The following is an 18157-nucleotide window of genomic DNA, read 5'->3' as shown; positions in this document are numbered from 1 at the left end:
ACAAGCCCGCCAGGGAAGGCCCCCCTCATGCGCATCCTGCCCAGTGACGGAGTCACCACCACCGCCCTCGCCGACGGCCGGCTCACCCTGCGGGCCGAAGGCCGCCCCGCAGCGGTGCACTGCACACCCCTCGCCGCCACCATGTGGATGGCGCTGCGCCACAGCGACGGTTTCGTCGACCTCGCGGTGGAGAGCCTGGCCCGCGGCTGGGGCACCGAACGCGCCAAGGTGGGCGCGGTGATGGACGCCTGGTGCGCCCGCCTCCTGGCGGGGGGCTGGCTGCGGCCGGCGCTCTAGTGCTGTGGCCGGGAGGGTTTGCCGGAAAGCTCGCGGCGTCCGGTGCGGTACATCGCAAGGCGGAGCATTGCCCGCGTACTGGATGTACTCGGGTGATGCGACAACGCGGCGAGGTGCCGTGCCGGGCGTCGCGAGCCGGTGAACCTTCCCGGTCACAGCACTAGCCACCCTCGGCGCCGGCGCGCAGCCACCCTCGGCCGCAGCCTCCGCCGAACCCCGGCCCGGGCCGAGCGCTGCTTTGCCGGGGCCCTAGCCGGGCGGAGTAGTACTGACGGCGGCTCATGTGCCGTTGGCCCGGAAGGGGTTGCCATGACATCAGCATCCACAGCGTCCACCGCGTCCGCGCGGGACAGGCTCACCGCCGTCCACGACGAGGTCGTGCGCCGCAGTCCGGCCCAGCCGGAGTTCCACCAGGCGGCCAGGGAAGTGCTGGAGACGCTGGCCCCGGTGCTGGCGGCCCGGCCGGAGCTGGGGGAGGAGGCGCTGGTGGAGCGGATCTGCGAGCCCGAACGGCAGATCCTCTTCCGGGTGCCGTGGCAGGACGACACCGGCCGCGTCCACGTCAACCGCGGCTTCCGCGTGGAGTTCAACAGCGCCCTGGGCCCCTACAAGGGCGGCCTGCGCTTCCACCCCTCCGTCGACCTCGGCATCGTCAAGTTCCTCGGCTTCGAGCAGATCTTCAAGAACGCCCTGACCGGCCTGGGCATCGGCGGCGGCAAGGGCGGCAGCGACTTCGACCCGCGCGGGCGCAGCGACACCGAAGTGATGCGGTTCTGCCAGTCGTTCATGACCGAGCTCCACCGGCACATCGGCGCGGGCACGGACGTACCGGCCGGCGACATCGGGGTGGGCGGACGCGAGATCGGCTTCCTGTTCGGCCAGTACCGGCGGGTGACCAACCGGTGGGAGGCGGGGGTCCTCACCGGCAAGGGCACCGGCTGGGGCGGCTCGGCCGGCCGCACCGAGGCCACCGGCTACGGCAACGTCCTCTTCGTCGCGGAGATGCTGCGCCGGCGCGGCGAGGACCTGCCCGGCCAGCAGGTGCTGGTCTCCGGATCGGGCAACGTGGCCATCTACACGGTGGAGAAACTCCACCAACTCGGCGCCCGCGCCCTGACGGTGTCCGACTCCGGCGGCTACGTCGTGGACGACAAGGGCATCGACCTGGACCTCCTCAAGCAGGTCAAGGAAGTCGAGCGGGGCCGCGTGGAGGACTACGCCCACCGCCGCGGCGCCTCCGCCGCCTATGTGCCCGGCGGCTCGGTGTGGGAGGTGCCCGCCGACGTGGCGCTGCCCTCGGCGACCCAGAACGAACTCGACGCCAAGGACGCGCTGGCCCTGGTGCGCGGGGGAGTGAAGGCGGTCTCGGAGGGCGCGAACATGCCCGTCACCCCCTCCGCGGTCCGCATCCTGCGCGACGCGGGCGTCGCCTACGGGCCGGGCAAGGCGGCCAACGCCGGCGGCGTCGCGGTCAGCGCCCTGGAGATGCGCCAGAACAGCGCCCGCGACAGCTGGACCAAGGAGCGGGTGGAGAGCGAACTGGCCACGGTCATGCGCGACATCCACGACCTGTGCTGGCACACCGCCGAACGCTACGGCGTCCCCGGCGACTACGCGGCCGGCGCCAACATCGCCGGCTTCGAACGCGTCGCGGAGGCGATGCTCGCCCAGGGCCTCATCTGAACCCCTCCCCGCCCGCGCACCCGTACCGGCCCCCCGGGCCCGTGCGGGTGCGGGCAGCGGGAACGAGCCTGCCGGCGGTGGTGAGGAACTGCGCGCAGGCCGCGACCGGGTCCATGAACGCCCCGAGTCGTCGTCCATGGTCACGTCCAGCCGCAGCCGGGGACTCCGTCCCCGCACATGCCCGCACCGTACGACTGGTGCGGATGACTGCCGGCCACCCGACGACCTCAGCGAAGCGGGTCTCCGCGTGCACCACCGGAAGACCCGACGAGCGTCGTGGTCAGCGGGTGCCCGCCTCGGCGCGTGCGTAGAACGCGGCGAGTTCGTGGGGGTTCTTGGTGTAGACGTCGATCTTGCGGACCAGGCCGTCCTCGACCTGGTGGATCTCGACCATGGTCAGCGGGTACTTCTCACCGGTGGTGTGGGCTGTGAGTGTTCCGGTGAGCGTTCCGATGACGCCGGCCGGGCCCTCGAAGACGTCGGCATCGGTAATGGCGACGTCGGCGTAGCCCATCATCGCGCCGAGGACCGACTGCACGAACACCTCGCGGCCCTGGTGCACGCCGCCGTAGGGGAGCTGGTTCGGCTCATCGACGATCACCTCGGGGGCGAGCTTTGCCAGGACACCCGGCACATCGCCCTTCCCCAACGCGTCATACAGCCCTCGCACGACATCCGCGGGGCTCTCCGTCACCGTCTCGACCTGGTTGCTCATCTGCTGTGTCCTGTCAGTGTTCAGGTGCTGCCGACCGGGGCGCGTGCGTCCTCGCACCGGTCGGGCCCCGGGAGGATCGGGGCACGCACCATGCAACGCGAGACGGCCGTGACGGGGGAGTCCTTGCCGTGAGGGGTACTGGCAGGGCCCCTCACCCGTCGCGCAGCCTGCCTACCCTGGCCTCATGGACAACAGGGACGCAGTCAGCGCATTCCTCCGCTCCCGACGCGACAAGATCACCCCGGAGCAGGCCGGTCTGCCGACGTACGGTCAGCGCCGGGTGCCCGGACTGCGCAGGGGAGAGGTGGCCACGCTCGCCGGCGTGAGCGTCGAGTACTACACGCGCCTGGAGCGCGGCAACCTCCAAGGCGTCTCCGACAGTGTGCTCGACACCCTCGCCCACGCCCTGCGGCTCGACGACACCGAGCGCATGTACCTGTACGACCTCGCCCGCGCTGCCGGACCGGCGCCGCGAACGCGGGCACCGTGGCGGGAGAGCCGACCGACGGTGCGGCCGAGTGTGGCGCGGATCGTCGATGGCATGCCGGAGCTGCCGGCGTACGTGATGAACAACCGCCTCGATACGCTGGCCGCCAACCCGTTGGGCCGGGCCCTGTACTCGGAGATGTATGCCGACCCGACATGCGGGGCGAACGTCGTCCGGTTCGCGTTCTTCAACTCCGCAGCCAGGCGGTTCTACACCGACTGGGAACGCATGGCCCGCTTCGCCGTGGGCGCGCTGCGCATCGAGGCGGGGAAGAACCCCTACGACCGGGAGCTGTCGAACCTGATCGGTGAACTGTCCACCCGCAGCGACGCCTTCCGCGTGATGTGGGGCTCGCACGACGTGCATGTCTTCCGCGAGAGCACCAAACGCCTCAACCATCCGCTCGTCGGCGAACTGGAACTCGATCAGGAGACCCTGAGCCTGCCGGACGAAAGCGGCCTGAGCGTTGTCGTCTACAGCGCGCCCCCCAGAACCGCCGCGGAGGACGGCCTGAAGCTGCTCGCCAGTTGGTCCGCCACGACCGGACAGGAGCAGGACGCGCACTCCCTGAGCAACCCGCCGCCCCGGCAGGCCTGACGGGGCCGTACCGGCCCCATTCCGGCGCTCACTCCCCGGCCCGTCCGTAGGGGATGCCGAGGGCGGACGTCGGCAGCTGCGGGCCAACTCGGCCTCGATCTCCCGCCATTCGCGCCCCGGCTCGTCCACCGCCACAGCACAGCCGCCGGGGCGCCGCGCCAGGCCGCCGCACGGCAGGGGCGAGATCGGCGCGGCCCGCTCCGGCGACCGCCTCCGGGCGGACTTCAGCCGGCCGGAAAGAACGGGAGCCGGGCCCCCGGCCCGGCTCCCGCCCTCACCACCTTGTCGCCTGCCGGACCGTCAGGTGCGGTAGGCGTAGTACGCCGCCGTCGGGTACGAGGCGATGATGCTCGCCACCGAACGGTTGTAGGTGTTGGTGGAGTGGTACGTCACGTACGGCACACCCTGCGGGCTGCGGTAGGTGACGATCATCGTGTGGTCCTTGGACCCGTCCTTGTTGAAGTCCATCTGCAGCACGTCACCGACGTCCAGCTGGTAGACGTTGTCCAGCGAGGTGACCCGCTTGGAGGACAGCGCGAACCAGGAGAACTCGTTGACGCCGACAAAGGAGTCCGACTGGATGTCGGCGGTGCCGAACCACTTGTGGAAGTCGTCCGTGTAACCCGGCACGTGCTTCCAGCCGCCGGCCTTCAGGGACTGGCTGACGAAGTTGGTGCAGTCGCCGCCCGCCCCCTGCCCGTTGAAGTTCGGGTAGTCCGGGTTGTAGTTGTTCCAGTACTTGGCCGCGTACGCCGCCATCGCCTTGTAGTCGTAGCCGGAAGCCGTGAAGTTCTTCGGCTTGGCCGGCGCCGGCGTGGTGATGGCCGAACGGGTCGCCTCCGGCGGGGCGTCGTCGGCGGCCGTCTTCGGCGCGGCGACGGCCGGCGCGGCCAGGACCTGGTTGACCGCGACCCCGTCGTCGGTGTCGCGGACACCGCTCAGCTGCCAGTCGCCCGAACGCCCGGCCTTGAACGTCAGCCGGTGATGGGCCTGGAAGCCGGTGGTCTTCGGCTCGTTGCCCTTGGCCTTCTCATAGGTCAGCGTCGTGGTCTCGGTGACGTCGACCGTGGCACGCGCACCCTTGACCCGCGTACGGTCCAGGGTGACGCTCGTCTTGGCGGCGCTGTACTTCTCGCCGAGCGACGCCAGCCGGGACTTGCGCTGCCGCAGCTGCGTCAGCGCCGAACTCTCGTTCCGCGACTGCGCCGAGGACAGCTTCACCTCACCCGAGAACCGCTTCGACAGCGGCGCGTGGTGCGCGCTGCTCCCGCCGTCCACCAGGGCGTCGGTCCGGTCGGTGAAGACCGCGTCCGCCAGCTTCTGGAAGGTGGCCCTGGTCGACGGGTCCACCGAGGGCTCGGCGGAAGTCGCCGCGCCCGCGCTCCAGTTCGGCACCAGCACCGCACCGGCGACGACCGAGGCCGCCGCCGCCGTGACGATGCCCGCCTGCCGCTTCTTACGGCTCAGTTTCCGTGATCTCAATGGTGTTCCCCTCTACGCCGGTACTCGATACCGGGAGCCGCATCCTCGCACGCCATGTGCATGCCCTGTGAAGGGGGTTACCGAAGGGACACTTGGAAACAGGCCGCCCGCGAACCCCAAGACCCCCGGCCCCCCGCCGCCCACCCCACCACACGCGTGAGCGACCAACACCGGTGGCCCCGAACCCCGTTCAGTCGGTGTCGGACCGCTTGTCAGTGCCTCCTCCTACGGTGTGAGCAGTGGGAGCTGCGAAAAGGCCGCCGCTCCTCGCCTGGGGAGGGGTCTGCCGTGTCCGTGTCGAGGGTGTCGACGTATCTGGAGCTGTCGCAGGACGACAGCGCCGCCCACAAGTTCTACGAGGTCCTGGTCGACGGCGCGACGGTGACGGTGCGCTACGGGCGCATCGGCTCGGCGGGGCAGACGCAGACGACGACGTTCCCCACCGGGGAGAAGGCGCGCGGCGCCGCGGCGAAGAAGGTCGGGGAGAAGGTCCGCAAGGGATACGCCCCGGCCGTCCCGGGCGGACGCGCCCCGCGCGCGGTGACCCGCCGTCAGGTCGCCTCCGCCCCCTCCACCGCCCGCGCCGTCGCCCCCGTGCTGTGGCGTTTTCGCACCGGCTCCTCCGCGTTCGGCATCCACGTCGACGACGACCGCTGCTGGGTCGGCAACCAGGCGGGCGACGTCTACACCCTCGACCACGAGGGCGCGGTCCTGGCCCGCTTCAGTCTGCCGGACGGCGTCAAGTGCCTGGTCGCCGACGACTTCTGGATCTACGCCGGCTGCGACGACGGCCGGGTCTACGACCTCTCGGCGAAAGTCCCCTTCGCCGCCTACGACATCGCCGCCGACGTCGACATCTTCTGGCTCGACATCCACCAGGGCGTCCTGAACGTCTCCGACTGCGACGGCCGCCTCACCGTCATCGACCACGAGGACGAACACCAATGGGCCCGCCGCAGCCAGGGCGAGCACGCCTGGATGGTCCGCGTCGATGACCGCGCCGTCTACCACGGCCACCAAGAGGGCGTCACCGCCTACGCGCCCGACGGCAGCGGCCAGTTGTGGCACACGCCCACCCGGGGCGGCGTCCTGTTCGGCTGGCAGGAGGACGACGCCGTGTACGCGGGCACCGCCCATCACGCGGTCCAGCGGCTGTCGAAGGCCACCGGCGCGATCGAGGCCACCTACGCCTGCGACAGCGCGGTCTACTCCTGCGCCGCCGCGCCCGGCGGACGTTTCGTCTTCGCCGGGGACGCCGCCTCCTCCGTCTACTGCTTCGGCCGGGACGGCACCCGCCTGTGGAAGCTGGGCACCGGCGGCGGCTCGGCGCTGTCGATGCAGTACCGCGACGAGCGGCTCTACCTGGTGACCACGGACGGCTCCCTGGTGTGCGTGGACGCGAGCGAGGCGGCCGTCCACGCCGCCCAGCAGGGCACCGTGCCGGTGGCCCGGGACGTCAAACTCGCCGCCGCCATGCCGGCCCACGCCCCGGCCACGGCCGCGACCGCGGTGGCCGCCGTCACCCACGCCCCCGCCGGCACGGTCGTCGTCGAATGCACCCAGGAGGCCGGCCGCGTCCGTGTCCACGTGGTGTCCGAGGGCTACGACCCGTCCTGGAACGTCCAGTTCCCCCGCGCCATACGCCAGCCCGGCGGCCGGTACGTCGTGGACGCCCTCCACCCGGCGGCCGGCGGTTTCTACCGCGTCCGCGGCGACATCCGACGCCTGCTGTGAGCGCAGGTGGGCCCGGCCGGACCGGAGCGGCCCCGTCCCGGCCCTGGCGGTCCGACCCGCGCGGACCAACTCCGCCCGCCGACAGGCCGTACGGCATCCCCACCGAACCAACCCGGGGCCGCCCACCAGAACGCGAGAACGCGAGAACGCGGTACGCGAGCCCCCGGCCAGGTACACGGCGGCGGGCCGTACTCCTGCCGTCCTGCCGGGGCGGGAGGCCCGGCCCGGCAGGGCGGCACCCGATGACGTACGGCAGCATGGGAGCGAAAGGGAGGACCGGCATGCGGGTAGCGGTGGCAGGCGGGACCGGGCTGGTGGGACGGCTCGTGGTCGAGGAACTGACCGCGGCCGGCCGGGAGCCGGTCGTGCTGGCCCGCTCCCGGGGCGTGGACCTCCTCACGGGCGCGGGAGCCGACACGGCCCTGGCGGGCGTCGACACGGTCATCGACGTGAGCAACACGACCACCATGAGCGGGCGCAAGTCCGTCGCCTTCTTCGAGAGGGCCGGCCGTACCCTCCTGGACGCCGGGGCGCGGGCGGGCGTACGCCATCACCTCGCCCTGTCGATCGTCGGTATCGACCGGGTCGGACTCGGCTACTACCAGGGCAAGTTGCGCCAGGAGGAGCTGGTGAAGGCCGGCCCCACGCCGTGGACGGTGCTGCGCGCCACCCAGTTCCACGAGTTCGCCCAGCAGACCCTCGACCGGATGCCGGGGCCGCTCGCGGTGGTGCCCCGGATGCGGACCAGGCCCGTCGCGGCCCGCGAGGTCGCCCAGTGCCTGGTACGCCTGGCGTCGGCCCCGGCGCAGGGCATGGCCCCCGAACTCGCCGGACCGCGGGCCGAGCAGCTCACCGACATGGTGCGCCGCCTGCTGCGGGCCCGCGGTGAGCGGCGTCTGCTGCTGCCGCTCACCCTGCCCGGCGCCACCGGCAGGGCCATGACCGGCGACGGACTGCTGCCGGCCGGAGCAGGCCCGTGGGGCGGCCAGACGTTCGAGGAGTGGCTGGCCGCCCACCCCACCCCGCAGGGCTGACGCCGCGGTGCCCCCGCCGCCCCGGCCGGCCCTCTCCGGCCCCACACTCGCCTCCCTCACCGCCGAACGCGGCCGACTGCCCGTCCCGGCCACCGGCTGCTCGGTCCGGCGCAGGACGCCGAGGACGCCGAGGACGCCGAGGACGCCGAGGACGCCGAGGATTCCGTACAGGAGACCTGCGCCCGCTGGTGCGTCCTGCCGGAGGAGGAGCGCTTCGATGGTTTGACGCAATGATTGCGTCAATATATCGTCAGGTAGTGCTCTTCCCCACGCCAGACCTCACCGCGGCCGACCGCGAGGTCCTCGAACAGATCGACCGGATGCGCGTGACCCTGCGTCATGACGTGCGGGCCGCCACCAAATGGACGGCAGGTCTGCGGAAGTTCCTCACCGCGGACGCGGTGGCGGCCTCGAACTCCATCGAGGGCTTCAAGGTGGCGACCGTGGACGTCGAGGACCTCATGGAAGGCGAGAGCGAGGTCGACATCTCGGAGGAGAACCGGGAGGAGACCCTCGCCTACCAGCGGATGATGACCTACATCCAGACCCTCCACGACGTCGAGGACTTCTCCTACAGCAAGGGGCTGCTCAACAGCCTTCACTGGATGCTGCAGGGACACCGGCACACCGTCCGCCGCCCGGCGGGCCAGTGGCGCAGGGGCCCGGTCTACGTCACCGACGCCCGCGATCCGAGCATCGCCGCCTACACCGCCCCCGACGCCCCGCTCGTCGCCGGCCTGATGGGGGAACTCGTCGACTGGCTCAACCAGAGCGACACCACCCACGCCCTCGTGCGGGCCGCGATGGCTCACCTGCACCTGGTTTCCATCCACCCCTGGGCCGACGGCAACGGCCGCATGTCCCGCTCCCTGCAAACCCTCATGATCGCCAGGGAAGGGGTCCTGGCACCCGAGTTCTCCTCCGTCGAGAGCTGGCTGGGACGGCCCGGCAACACCTGGGAGTACTACCGCGAACTCAACGACCGGGGCAGCCGGTACCAGCCCGACCAGGACGTCTCCGGCTGGATCAGGTTCAATCTCACCGCCTACCACCAGCAGGCTCAGACCGTCCAGGGCCGGCTCGCACGCTCGGGTCGCGTCTGGGCCGCTCTCGCGGCCTTCGCCGCAGGCCGGGGCCTGGACGAACGCACCGTCACCGCGCTCCACGACGTCGCCATGGCCGGACGCGTGCGCCGTTCCCGCTACCAGAACGCCGAAGCTCTCAGCCTCCAGCAGGCCCAGCGCGATCTGCGTGATCTGACGGCCGCCGAGATCCTCCAGCCCGTCGGCCGTACCCGCGCCCGCTACTACACGGCGGGCCGTCAGTTTCCCCCCGACGTCGTCGACATCGCGCAGACCCCCATGACGCTGACCCACCCCTACCGCCCCTGACGCCTCCCCGCCCCACCGGCCGGAGCCCGCGCCCCCCGCGTCGTAGCATGCCTGCCATGCCTGCCATGCCTGATCAGCCGCTTCGGCCGGAGCCGTTCACCGTGCGGGCCGCGCCCGCCGCCCTCGATGATCTGCGGGTCCGGCTGCGGGCGACGCGCTGGCCGGACGCGGCCGAGGACACCGGCTGGGCGGCCGGGGCCGACATGGATTATCTGCGGGAACTGGTCGCCTACTGGGCGGACGGGTTCGACTGGGCGGCGCAGGAGGAGGCGCTCGCCCGGCTGCCGCGCTTCCGGGTCCGGCTGGGCGGCGCGGGCATCCACTTCGTGCATGCCCGCGCCGTGCGGCCCGCCGGGCCCGTCCTGCCGCTGGTCCTCAGCCACGGCTGGCCCGACTCCTTCTGGCGCTACTCCAAAGTGGTGCCGCTGCTGACCGATCCCGGCGCGCACGGCGCCGACCCCGCCGACGCGTTCGACGTGGTCGTGCCCGACATGCCCGGCTACGGCTACTCCGACCGCCCCACCGGCGCCGCGCCGGACTCCATCGCCGTCGCCGGCCTGTGGGCCGCCCTCATGGACACCCTGGGCTACCCCCGCTTCGGCGCGGCGGGCGGCGACATCGGCAGCCACGTGAGCCGCTACCTCGCGCTCGACCACCCCGACCGGGTCGTGGCCGTGCACCGCATGGACGGCGGCCTGCCCGTCCTCGACGGCGACCCCGGCCGCCTCACGCCCGCCGAACGCGTCTGGTTCGCGGACGTCGCCGCCTGGGGTGCGAGCGAGGGCGCCTACGCCGCCGTGCACCGCACCCGGCCCCAGACCGCCGCCGTCGCGCTCACCGACTCCCCGGCCGGGCTCGCCGCGTGGATCGTGGAGAAGCTCCGGGCCTGGAGCGACTGCGGCGGCGACATCGAACGCAGCTTCACCAAGGACGAGATCCTCACCGACGTCACCCTCTACTGGCTCACCGGGACGATCGGCTCCTCGATGCGCATGTACCGCGCCAACGCCGCCATCCCGCCCGCGCAGCTGACCCGCCGCGTCGAGGTGCCCTCGGGCTTCTCGCTCTTCCCCGGCGACATCCTGCGCCCGCCGCGCGCCTGGCTGGAGCGGACGGCGAACGTCGTACGGGTCAGCGAGCCCGCCCGCGGCGGCCACTTCGCGCCCTTCGAGGAACCCGAGCTGTACGCACGGGAGTTGCGCGACTTCTTCCGCCCCTACCGGACGGCGGCGGCCACGCCCTGAACACCCGGGCATGGCACGTCCCTGCCGACGAATCACCCGGACGGCCCCGGCGGCACGGCGCCAGGACACCGTCATCGGGCGGTACATGACGTGCGGGGTGGCGCGAGTGAGGGTCAGATGGAGTGCGTGCGAAGATCCATAATCCCCCGCCCCGGCCGCCCGCGCCCCCGTCTGCGCCTGGCCGCCGTCCTGCTCACCCTGCTCGCCCTTCCCGTGCTGCCGGCCGCGTCCGCGGCAGCCGATCCCGCGCGACCCGCCCCACCGGCGCGACCCGCACGTCCCGCTCCACCGGCGCCGCCCGCGCTGCTCGCGCCGCCCGGGCCGTCCGTGCTCGCGCCGCCCGGGTCGCCCGAGTCGGTCCCGGTGCGCGGCAACGCCTACATGGGCATGGGCGTCGCCGCCCACGAAGGGGCCGCCGCCCCCTCCGGCGCGCCGGCCCCGGCCACCAGGGCCGGACAGACCGAGGGCGTCGACGTCTCCAGCCACCAGCAGGACGTCGCCTGGTCCACGCTGTGGAGAAGCGGCACCCGATGGGCCTATACGAAGGCCACGGAGGGCACGTCCTACACCAACCCCTACTTCTCGCAGCAGTACAGCGGCGCCTACGGCGTCGGCATGGTCCGCGGCGCCTACCACTTCGCCGCCCCCGACTCCGGCAGCGGCGCCGCGCAGGCCGACTACTTCGTCGACCACGGCGGGGGCTGGTCCGGCGGCGGCCGCACCCTGCCCGGCGTCCTCGACATCGAGTGGAACCCCTACGGCGACTCCTGCTACGGCAAGTCCGCCGACGCCATGACCGGCTGGATCGGCGACTTCCTCAGCCGCTACAAGGCCCGCACCGGCCGCGACGCCGTCATCTACACGTCCGCCAGCTGGTGGAACAGCTGCACCGGCGGCTACCGCGGCTTCGCCGCCAACCCCCTGTGGGTCGCCCGGTACGCCTCCTCGGCCGGGGAACTCCCCGCGGGCTGGCCGGCGTACACGATGTGGCAGTACACCTCCACGGGGCCGACGGTCGGCGACCACGACCGGTTCAACGGCTCCCCGGACGCACTGGGACAGTTCGCGGCCGGCTGACGGCCCCCTTCGCGCCCGGTCCACCCCCGTCCGCGAAAGAGCCGTCAGCAGGGCAGAGACACCCGAACGGCCCCGCCCCAACGGGGCCGTTCACCGCGAAGCGAGCGGCGCGGGGAGCCGGCTTCCGGCCGCGCCGACCCCGGGCACCGGCGTGCCGTCACTTCAGGGCGCGCCGAACTTGTCGTAGGGGAAGGTCAGTTGGGGCGAGGGGAGAGGTGTGCGCGCCGAACTCGTCGTAAGAACAGGAGAGTTGGGGTGGGCGGAGGTTTCAGGGCCGTGGCCGGGACAGGCGCAGGAGGTACTGGACGGGGAGGAGGGCGAGCCAGAACCACATGGCGGCCGTCGTGTCGAGGAAGGCCAGCGGGACGGAGAGGAGGAAGACCAGCACGTCGGCGGTGAGCCGGGCGGTGAAGCGGCGCCGGTCCGCGGCCCGCGAGGGCTCCACCTGGCCCTGGGTGAGCAGCAGCATGACGACGTGCACCGCGTGGATCGCGGCCGTGACCCCCGCGTAGAAGGCGACCGCGTCGGGCTGTGAGGCGTACTCGGCCAGCAGCGCCGTCGGGAAGGGCAGCATGGCGACCAGACCCAGACCGAGGAGCGTCACCCGGGTCACCAGCGTGGAGGCGGTCGTCAGGCCGGTCAGGATGCGGCGCTGGTCGCGCCAGAACCCGGCGATGAGCGTGAAACTGAGCGCGAAGGCACCGAGGCTGGGCAGCGCCTCGCGCAGCGCCCGGTGGAACGCGGCGCTGTCCAGATGCCCGGGAATCGACACATCGATGACCAGCAGCGTCATCGCGATGGCGTAGATGCCGTCGGACAGCGCGACCAGCCGCGCCATGCCGGTGCCGTCCTCGCGAGGACGCGTCTGTACAGAGTGCTCGGTCATGCCGCCGACAGTATGGCGTGCGAGAGGAGCCCCCCGAGGGAGGAGGCGGTGAGGAAGGCGGCCTGCTGCGCGGGGGAGGGGAAGCGGGTGCCGTGGGAGAAGTCGATCAGCGCGTACTCGGTGAGCCGGATCGGCTTGTGGTAGCGCTCGTGGACCGCCCGCAGATACGACGTCAGCTGCTGCACGGCCTGCGGGGTGCGGAAGTCCCCTCCGTACCAGGGGAGGGTGATGAAGTCGACCCGGTACCCCCTGGCCGAGGCACCGGACATGAAACGGTCCAGCCAGCCGGCGACGTCCGCGAGGGCCGCGCCGGCCGCAGCATCTCGGTGACCGTGGCCGGCCACTGGGGCGGCCCGTGTCCGGGGCCGGACGGGATGGGTTTCGACGGCGGCGGGGCGCTGCGCGGGCGGAGACCGCACCAGCCTCTGCGAGGGCCCCAACCCGCCCACCACGTGGGGGAGTTCACCCTTCCGCGACGGCGCGACGGCGGCGTGGCAGGGGCGTCTGGCGCCCGCTGCTGCCGCGTCACCTTCGGCGCCACCCGCCGGCCCGACCGACCCGGCGCCGGCGCGCCCGTGCAGCGCCAACAGGTGCGCCCTGCGCGGGCCGCAGGGGGGGCGCGGCCCGCGCAGGGCGGGAGGGGGGTTCGGGGGAGGGCTAGAAGTAGTGCTTGCGTCCGCCGACGGCGCGGCCGGTCGAGCCGAGAATCCACAGGACCGCACCGACCACGATGAGGATCCCGCCGATCGTGGTGAGCAGCGAAAGACCGACCAGCAGGCCGATGATGAGCAGGATGAGGCCGACGACAATCATGACGCTTCCGATCTTCCAGTCTTTACGGTCGGATCCCTGTTGTGCCCTGTTCGGGTTCCCTCCTTCTCACCACTCATGCATGCCGATTCACGGGAGTTCGGCGGGGGCGGCGCCCGCCCCGGGGCGTCAGCGCTCCCGACGGCTCACAGGAAGCGGCGGATCGGCACGACGGCCGTCTCCTTGGCACGCTGGAGGGGGGAGCGCCGCTTCCACTGGCTGGGGCTGATCGGCTCGCTGTGCTCCAGGTCCTGCGTGAAGTGGCGGTCCAGGGTCGCGGTGAAGGACTGGTCCAGCACGGCGAGCATGACCTCCTCGTCGTGGTCCAGGGAGCGGCGGTTGAAGTTGGTGGAGCCGACCAGGGCGGTGATCCGGTCGACGGTGACGACCTTGGTGTGCAGCATCGTCGGCTGGTACTCGAAGATCTTCACCCCGCAGGCGGTGAGGGCCTCGTAGAAGCGCTGGCCCGCCAGCTGGCAGACGCGTTTGTCGGTGTAGGGGCCCGGCAGCAGGATTTCCACCTCCACCCCGCGGCGGGCGGCGGCGCACAGCAGCTCGATGAAGAACACGTCCGGCGCGAAGTAGGCGGTGGCCAGCCGGATCCGCTCCTGGGCCGACTCGATCACCACCCGGAACAGGGTCTGCATGTCCTGCCAGCCGAAACTGGCCGAGCCCCGCACCACCTGCACGACGGCGTCGCCGTGCGGGGTGTGCGGGGTGAACCTGTCGCGGTCGTCGAAGAGTTCGTGGTGGCACTCGGCCCAGTTCTGGGCGAACGCGGCGGCCAGCCCGTCCACCGCCGGCCCCCGTACCTGGACGTGGGTGTCACGCCATTCGGCGGGGTTGCGCGCGTTGCCGCACCACTCCTCGGCGATGCCGACCCCGCCGGTGAAGGCCGTCTCCTCGTCGACCACCAGGACCTTGCGGTGGCAGCGGTGGTTCTGTTTCAGCGGGGAGAGGTACAACGGCTTGCGGAACCAGGCCACTTGGACGCCGGCCCCTTCCATCGCCGCCAGCTGCTCCTTCTCGATGAGCCGGCTCCCGAAGCCGTCCAGCAGCAGCCGCACCCGCACTCCCTGGCGCGCCCGCTCCGCCAGCGCCCCGGCGAACTGCCGGGCGATCTCGCCCTTCCAGTACACGAACGTCATCATGTCGATCGTGTGCCGGGCGGACCGTATGCCCTCCAGCATGGCGCCGAAGATCTCGTCGCCGTTGCGCAGCGGGAGCAGCGCGTTGCCTTCGGTCGCCGCGATGCCGATGAGTCTCTCCAGCCGGCGTCTGGTGCGCCGGGCCCGTTCGTCCAGGAGGGCCCGGGTGTCCTCCTCCCCGGTGGGGGAGTGCGGCGAACTCATGGTGCCGGCCGCTTCGGTGGTGCCTTCGGCGGCGTCCTGCGTGTGCGTCATGGCTGTACCTTCCTCGACGCCGGCCGCGAAGACAAAGCGGGGGCTTTTCGCAGGGATCGCCTTGCGTTGCGGGGGCAGACGGCAGCCATGGCTACTGAACCGACGACCGCACGCGGACGCGTGCACGCCCAACGCGCGGCGAACAGCAGCGCAGTTTCGGCCGCGGCCCGTGCGGGCTTTGTCGCCCGAGGGGTCATCTACGTACTGATCGGCGTTCTCGCGGTGCGGATCGCGTTCTCCGACGGCGGCGGCGAGCAGGCCGACCGCGGCGGGGCGATTGCCGAGATCGCCCAGAAGCCGTTCGGCACCGTCCTGCTCTGGCTGCTGGGCACAGCCCTGGCGGGCATGGCCCTGTGGCGGCTGTCGGAGGCCGTGTTCGGGCAGGCGGGCCCGGACGGCGACAAGCCCGGCAAGCGGGCCATGGCGGCCGGCCGCTTCGTCTTCTACGGATTCGTCTCCTACTCCGTGCTGTCCTACGCGGCCGGGGAGAAGGGCAGCGGCAGCGGACGCTCCGACAAGAACTCACACGACGTCACGGCGAAGGCGCTGGAGTGGCCGGGCGGGCAGTGGATCGTGGGCATCGCCGGTGCCGCGGTGGTCGTGGCCGGCGGGTGGATCGCGGCCCGGGCTCTCATGCGCAAGTTCCAGAAGCACCTGAAGATGGCGGAGATGTCGCAGAAGACGAGCAAGGCGGTCACTTTCCTGGGGATGTTCGGCGGTACCGCCCGGGGCGTCGTCTTCGCGGTCGCGGGCGGCTTCGCCATCGCGGCGGCCGTGCAGCACCAGCCGGGCAAGGCCAAAGGCATGGACGACACGCTGCGTTCCTTCAGCCAGACCCCCGCGGGGCCCTGGCTGCTGGTGCTGATCGCCGTCGGCCTGGTGGCCTTCGGGGTCTTCTCCTTCGCCAACGCCCGCTGGCGCAAGCTCTGACCCCGGACGCAGAAACGCAGGACGCAAGAACGCAGAAACGCAGGACGCGAGAACGCAAGACGTAGGAACGCAGCAGGCGGGCGGGGAGTGCGTGAGGGCGCCGGGGAGTGACACCGGCGCCCTCTTTCCGGCTGTGCGGCCCCGGCCGACTGCCGTACCAGGGGGCGGAGTTGGCGTGTCCGCCAGCCGCCCGGCGCCCCCCGCGCCCCCGCGCCGCCGGGCGCCCGGGTTTCCGCCCCGGCCGCTGCCCGAAAGAATGAAACTCCTGGTGGAACGGCGTGTCCTGGACGCCGGGCCCGGCACGCTTCGATTCCCGGACGTGCGCACAGAAAGACCAGGGGGCTGATGTGGAAGGGCGCCAGGAGCGGACCTCGTTACGCCACCGCACGCGGTACCTGTTCGACAGGACACTGGCCCGCAGCACGGGCGCACTACTGGGCTGGCTCGCCCTGTCGTGCCTGGCGGTGGTCGTGCCCGTCAGCGCCCTGCTGGTGTGGACGGACCCCGGCGCGCCGCGTTCCCTCTCCGGCCGGCTCACCCAGGTGTGGCGCACCAGCGCGGAGACCCTGCGGCTGGGCGCGGCGACGGGCGCGCCGCTGCGGATGCTGCTGTCGGTACTGCTCGGCCTGATCGCCCTGCTGTGCGTGTCGACGGTCGTCGGAGTCGTCACCACGGGCCTGGGCGACCGGCTCGCCGAACTGCGCCGGGGCCGCTCCCGGGTGGTGGAACGCGACCACACCGTGGTCCTGGGCTGGTCCGACCAGGTCTTCACCGTGGTCGCCGAAGTGATCGCCGCCCGTCCGCCCGGCGTCCGGCAGGTGATCACCGTGCTCGCGGACCGGGACCCGGCCGCCATGGAACGGGCGCTGACGGCCGCCCTGGGCGTCACCGCCGGCGTCCGGCTGGAGTGCCGCACCGGCGTGCCCGCCGACCTCGGCGCGCTGGCCCTGGTCGCCCCGGGCGCGGCGCGGGCGGTGGTGGTGCTGCCCGCCGAGGGCACCGACGGCGACCTGACGGTCGTCAGGATCCTGCTGGCGCTGCGGACACTGCTCGGCGCGGACGGCGGGCCGCGGGTGGTGGCCGCCGTGCACGAGGGGCGCCATCTGCCGGCCGCGCGGCTGGCCGCCGGAGCGCGCGGCACCGTCCTGGAGAGCGACCGGACGACCGCGCGGCTGCTGCTGCAGTCGGCACGCCACCCCGGGATGTCGTCGGTGCTGCGTGACCTCTTCGACTTCTCCGGAGCCGAGTTCCACATCACCGACGTCCCGCGGGCGGCGGGGCTCTCCTTCGAGGAGGCGGCGCTGCGCCTGGAGGACTCGTGCGCCGTGGGACTGCTGCGGGCCGACGGCCACCCGCTGCTCACCCCGGCGCCGCGCACCGTACTGGAGGCGGGCGACCGGCTGGTGACCGTCGCCCACGACGACCGCCCCGCCCCGCTCACCGCCCGCCGCGCACCGGTCGACACCGCCGCCATGGCCCCCCTGCGGCCGCCGGACGAACCCCCGCTGCGACTGCTGCTGCTGGGCTGGAACCGCCGTGCCCCGCTGATCGTGGACACCCTGCACCGCACCGCCCGGCCGGGCTCCGTACTCGACCTCCTCACCGGCCCCGGCCCGCTGCCCGCCGGGCTTGCGCACGGCGGGGACCTCTCGCCGCTGCGCGTCGTGCACCGCCCCGGCGACCCGGCCGCCCCCGAGACCCTCGACGGCCTGGACCTCCTCGCCTACGACAGCGTCATCGCCCTCGGCGCCGACCCGCGGGAGGGGACAGCCCCCCAACGGGCCGACGACCAGACCCTGCTGGCCATGCTGACGCTGCGTTCGTGGGAGGAGGAGACCTCCCGGGTGCTGCCCGTGGTGGCCGAGATGCGCGACCACCGCAGCCGGGCCCTGGCCCCCCTCGGCCCGGCCGGCGACGTGGTCGTACGGGGGGAACTCACCGCCCTGCTGATGACCCAGATCGCGCACGCCCCCCAACTGGCCGCCGTGTTCGAGGAGATCTTCGCCGTACGCGGCGGGGCGCTCGCCCTGCGCCCGGCCGGCCACTACGTCCTGACCGGCCGTGAGACCTCCTTCGCCACCGTGGTCGCGGCGGCGCTGCGCGGCGGGGAGTGCGCGATCGGCTACCGCGCGCACGACCCGCGCACACCCCGCCCCTACGACACCGTCCGGCTCTGCCCGGGCAAGTCCGAACGGCGCGTGTGGAGCGCCCAGGACGAGATCCTGGTCCTCACCCCGGCCCGTGCCGACCCCGCCGCCACCGGCCCCGTACGGGCCGCCGCCCTGCCCGGTATGCGACCACAACCCGGGGGAGCCGGGGGAGCCGGGGAGGACGCGCCGCCGGACGCCTCCGGCCGGAAAAGTGTTTGACGCCTCCGGGCCGGCGGC

Annotated in this window: 16 protein-coding genes; 10 read left to right on the top strand and 6 right to left on the bottom strand. The window is 72.6% G+C overall.

Going from position 1 to position 18157, the window contains the following annotated elements; genetic code table 11:
* The first annotated feature begins 27 nt into the window (after window positions 1-27).
* Together ABZT12_RS23725 and gdhA are read left to right on the top strand one after the other, a co-directional pair.
* The gene (locus ABZT12_RS23725) at window positions 28-297 is read left to right on the top strand and encodes a hypothetical protein (protein ID WP_356388001.1); all 270 of its coding nucleotides are present in this window, start codon (window positions 28-30) and stop codon (window positions 295-297) included.
* A gap of 309 nt (window positions 298-606) precedes the next feature.
* A complete protein-coding gene (gene gdhA, locus ABZT12_RS23720) occupies window positions 607-1980 on the top strand; it encodes an NADP-specific glutamate dehydrogenase (RefSeq protein ID WP_356387999.1) in 1374 nt (457 codons plus the stop codon).
* Between the two features lie 280 nt (window positions 1981-2260).
* Here the strand turns inward: gdhA and ABZT12_RS23715 are convergent, their stop codons facing one another.
* Window positions 2261-2695, bottom strand: a complete 435-nt coding sequence (locus ABZT12_RS23715) for a nuclear transport factor 2 family protein (protein WP_356387997.1) — start codon at window positions 2693-2695, stop codon at window positions 2261-2263.
* 184 nt (window positions 2696-2879) lie between these two features.
* Here ABZT12_RS23715 and ABZT12_RS23710 point away from each other — a divergent pair, with 184 nt between their 5' ends.
* Complete coding sequence (locus ABZT12_RS23710) at window positions 2880-3779, top strand: helix-turn-helix transcriptional regulator (RefSeq protein ID WP_356387995.1); 900 nt, start codon at window positions 2880-2882, stop codon at window positions 3777-3779.
* 300 nt (window positions 3780-4079) lie between these two features.
* Here the strand turns inward: ABZT12_RS23710 and ABZT12_RS23705 are convergent, their stop codons facing one another.
* Window positions 4080-5261 (bottom strand): amidase domain-containing protein, encoded by a 1182-nt coding sequence (locus ABZT12_RS23705; protein ID WP_356387993.1) that lies wholly within the window; start codon window positions 5259-5261, stop codon window positions 4080-4082.
* 294 nt (window positions 5262-5555) lie between these two features.
* Here ABZT12_RS23705 and ABZT12_RS23700 point away from each other — a divergent pair, with 294 nt between their 5' ends.
* From ABZT12_RS23700 to ABZT12_RS23680, 5 genes are all read left to right on the top strand, one after another.
* On the top strand, window positions 5556-6995 hold the full coding sequence (locus ABZT12_RS23700; protein WP_356388025.1) for a WGR domain-containing protein: 1440 nt from the start codon (window positions 5556-5558) through the stop codon (window positions 6993-6995).
* A gap of 281 nt (window positions 6996-7276) precedes the next feature.
* Window positions 7277-8029: an NAD(P)H-binding protein gene (locus ABZT12_RS23695; RefSeq protein ID WP_356387991.1), complete on the top strand. Its 753-nt coding sequence runs from the start codon at window positions 7277-7279 to the stop codon at window positions 8027-8029.
* A gap of 257 nt (window positions 8030-8286) precedes the next feature.
* The gene (locus ABZT12_RS23690) at window positions 8287-9420 is read left to right on the top strand and encodes a Fic family protein (RefSeq protein ID WP_356387989.1); all 1134 of its coding nucleotides are present in this window, start codon (window positions 8287-8289) and stop codon (window positions 9418-9420) included.
* A 65-nt stretch (window positions 9421-9485) separates the two neighbouring features.
* Window positions 9486-10664 carry an epoxide hydrolase gene (locus tag ABZT12_RS23685; RefSeq protein WP_356387987.1) on the top strand — a complete coding sequence of 393 codons (1179 nt, stop codon included), beginning with the start codon at window positions 9486-9488 and terminating at the stop codon, window positions 10662-10664.
* A gap of 117 nt (window positions 10665-10781) precedes the next feature.
* The gene (locus ABZT12_RS23680; RefSeq protein ID WP_356387986.1) at window positions 10782-11741 is read left to right on the top strand and encodes a lysozyme; all 960 of its coding nucleotides are present in this window, start codon (window positions 10782-10784) and stop codon (window positions 11739-11741) included.
* Between the two features lie 268 nt (window positions 11742-12009).
* On the opposite strand, the gene ABZT12_RS23675 is transcribed toward ABZT12_RS23680, so the two are convergent.
* The 4 genes from ABZT12_RS23675 to ABZT12_RS23660 all read right to left on the bottom strand — a co-directional run bounded on the left by ABZT12_RS23675 (window position 12010) and on the right by ABZT12_RS23660 (window position 14789).
* Window positions 12010-12627 carry a TMEM175 family protein gene (locus tag ABZT12_RS23675; RefSeq protein ID WP_356387985.1) on the bottom strand — a complete coding sequence of 206 codons (618 nt, stop codon included), beginning with the start codon at window positions 12625-12627 and terminating at the stop codon, window positions 12010-12012.
* Window positions 12624-12971: a glycosyl hydrolase gene (locus ABZT12_RS23670; protein ID WP_356387984.1), complete on the bottom strand. Its 348-nt coding sequence runs from the start codon at window positions 12969-12971 to the stop codon at window positions 12624-12626. Before ABZT12_RS23670 ends, ABZT12_RS23675 begins: the two co-directional genes overlap by 4 nt.
* A 313-nt stretch (window positions 12972-13284) precedes the next feature.
* On the bottom strand, window positions 13285-13440 hold the full coding sequence (locus ABZT12_RS23665) for a hypothetical protein (RefSeq protein ID WP_356387982.1): 156 nt from the start codon (window positions 13438-13440) through the stop codon (window positions 13285-13287).
* 143 nt (window positions 13441-13583) lie between these two features.
* Window positions 13584-14789 carry a phospholipase D-like domain-containing protein gene (locus tag ABZT12_RS23660; RefSeq protein WP_356388023.1) on the bottom strand — a complete coding sequence of 402 codons (1206 nt, stop codon included), beginning with the start codon at window positions 14787-14789 and terminating at the stop codon, window positions 13584-13586.
* Window positions 14790-14927: 138 nt separating this feature from the next.
* Between ABZT12_RS23660 and ABZT12_RS23655 the strand changes: the two genes are divergently transcribed.
* Window positions 14928-15770: a DUF1206 domain-containing protein gene (locus ABZT12_RS23655; RefSeq protein WP_356387980.1), complete on the top strand. Its 843-nt coding sequence runs from the start codon at window positions 14928-14930 to the stop codon at window positions 15768-15770.
* 347 nt (window positions 15771-16117) lie between these two features.
* Window positions 16118-18139 (top strand): NAD-binding lipoprotein, encoded by a 2022-nt coding sequence (locus ABZT12_RS23650; protein ID WP_356387978.1) that lies wholly within the window; start codon window positions 16118-16120, stop codon window positions 18137-18139.
* Window positions 18140-18157 lie beyond the last annotated feature (18 nt).

This window comes from Streptomyces sp. NPDC005423, assembly GCF_040606415.1.
In the GTDB taxonomy this organism is placed as follows: Bacteria; Actinomycetota; Actinomycetes; order Streptomycetales; family Streptomycetaceae; genus Streptomyces.
This window is presented reverse-complemented; position numbering and strand designations above follow the sequence as displayed.

Coding starts and splice junctions, on each gene's coding strand:
- ABZT12_RS23725 (WP_356388001.1), top strand. CDS start 28: ATGCGCATCCTGCCCAGTGACGGAGTCACCACCACCGCCCTCGCCGAC.
- gdhA (WP_356387999.1), top strand. CDS start 607: ATGACATCAGCATCCACAGCGTCCACCGCGTCCGCGCGGGACAGGCTC.
- ABZT12_RS23715 (WP_356387997.1), bottom strand. CDS start 2,695: ATGAGCAACCAGGTCGAGACGGTGACGGAGAGCCCCGCGGATGTCGTG.
- ABZT12_RS23710 (WP_356387995.1), top strand. CDS start 2,880: ATGGACAACAGGGACGCAGTCAGCGCATTCCTCCGCTCCCGACGCGAC.
- ABZT12_RS23695 (WP_356387991.1), top strand. CDS start 7,277: ATGCGGGTAGCGGTGGCAGGCGGGACCGGGCTGGTGGGACGGCTCGTG.
- ABZT12_RS23685 (WP_356387987.1), top strand. CDS start 9,486: ATGCCTGATCAGCCGCTTCGGCCGGAGCCGTTCACCGTGCGGGCCGCG.
- ABZT12_RS23680 (WP_356387986.1), top strand. CDS start 10,782: ATGGAGTGCGTGCGAAGATCCATAATCCCCCGCCCCGGCCGCCCGCGC.
- ABZT12_RS23675 (WP_356387985.1), bottom strand. CDS start 12,627: ATGACCGAGCACTCTGTACAGACGCGTCCTCGCGAGGACGGCACCGGC.
- ABZT12_RS23665 (WP_356387982.1), bottom strand. CDS start 13,440: ATGATTGTCGTCGGCCTCATCCTGCTCATCATCGGCCTGCTGGTCGGT.
- ABZT12_RS23660 (WP_356388023.1), bottom strand. CDS start 14,789: ATGAGTTCGCCGCACTCCCCCACCGGGGAGGAGGACACCCGGGCCCTC.
- ABZT12_RS23655 (WP_356387980.1), top strand. CDS start 14,928: ATGGCTACTGAACCGACGACCGCACGCGGACGCGTGCACGCCCAACGC.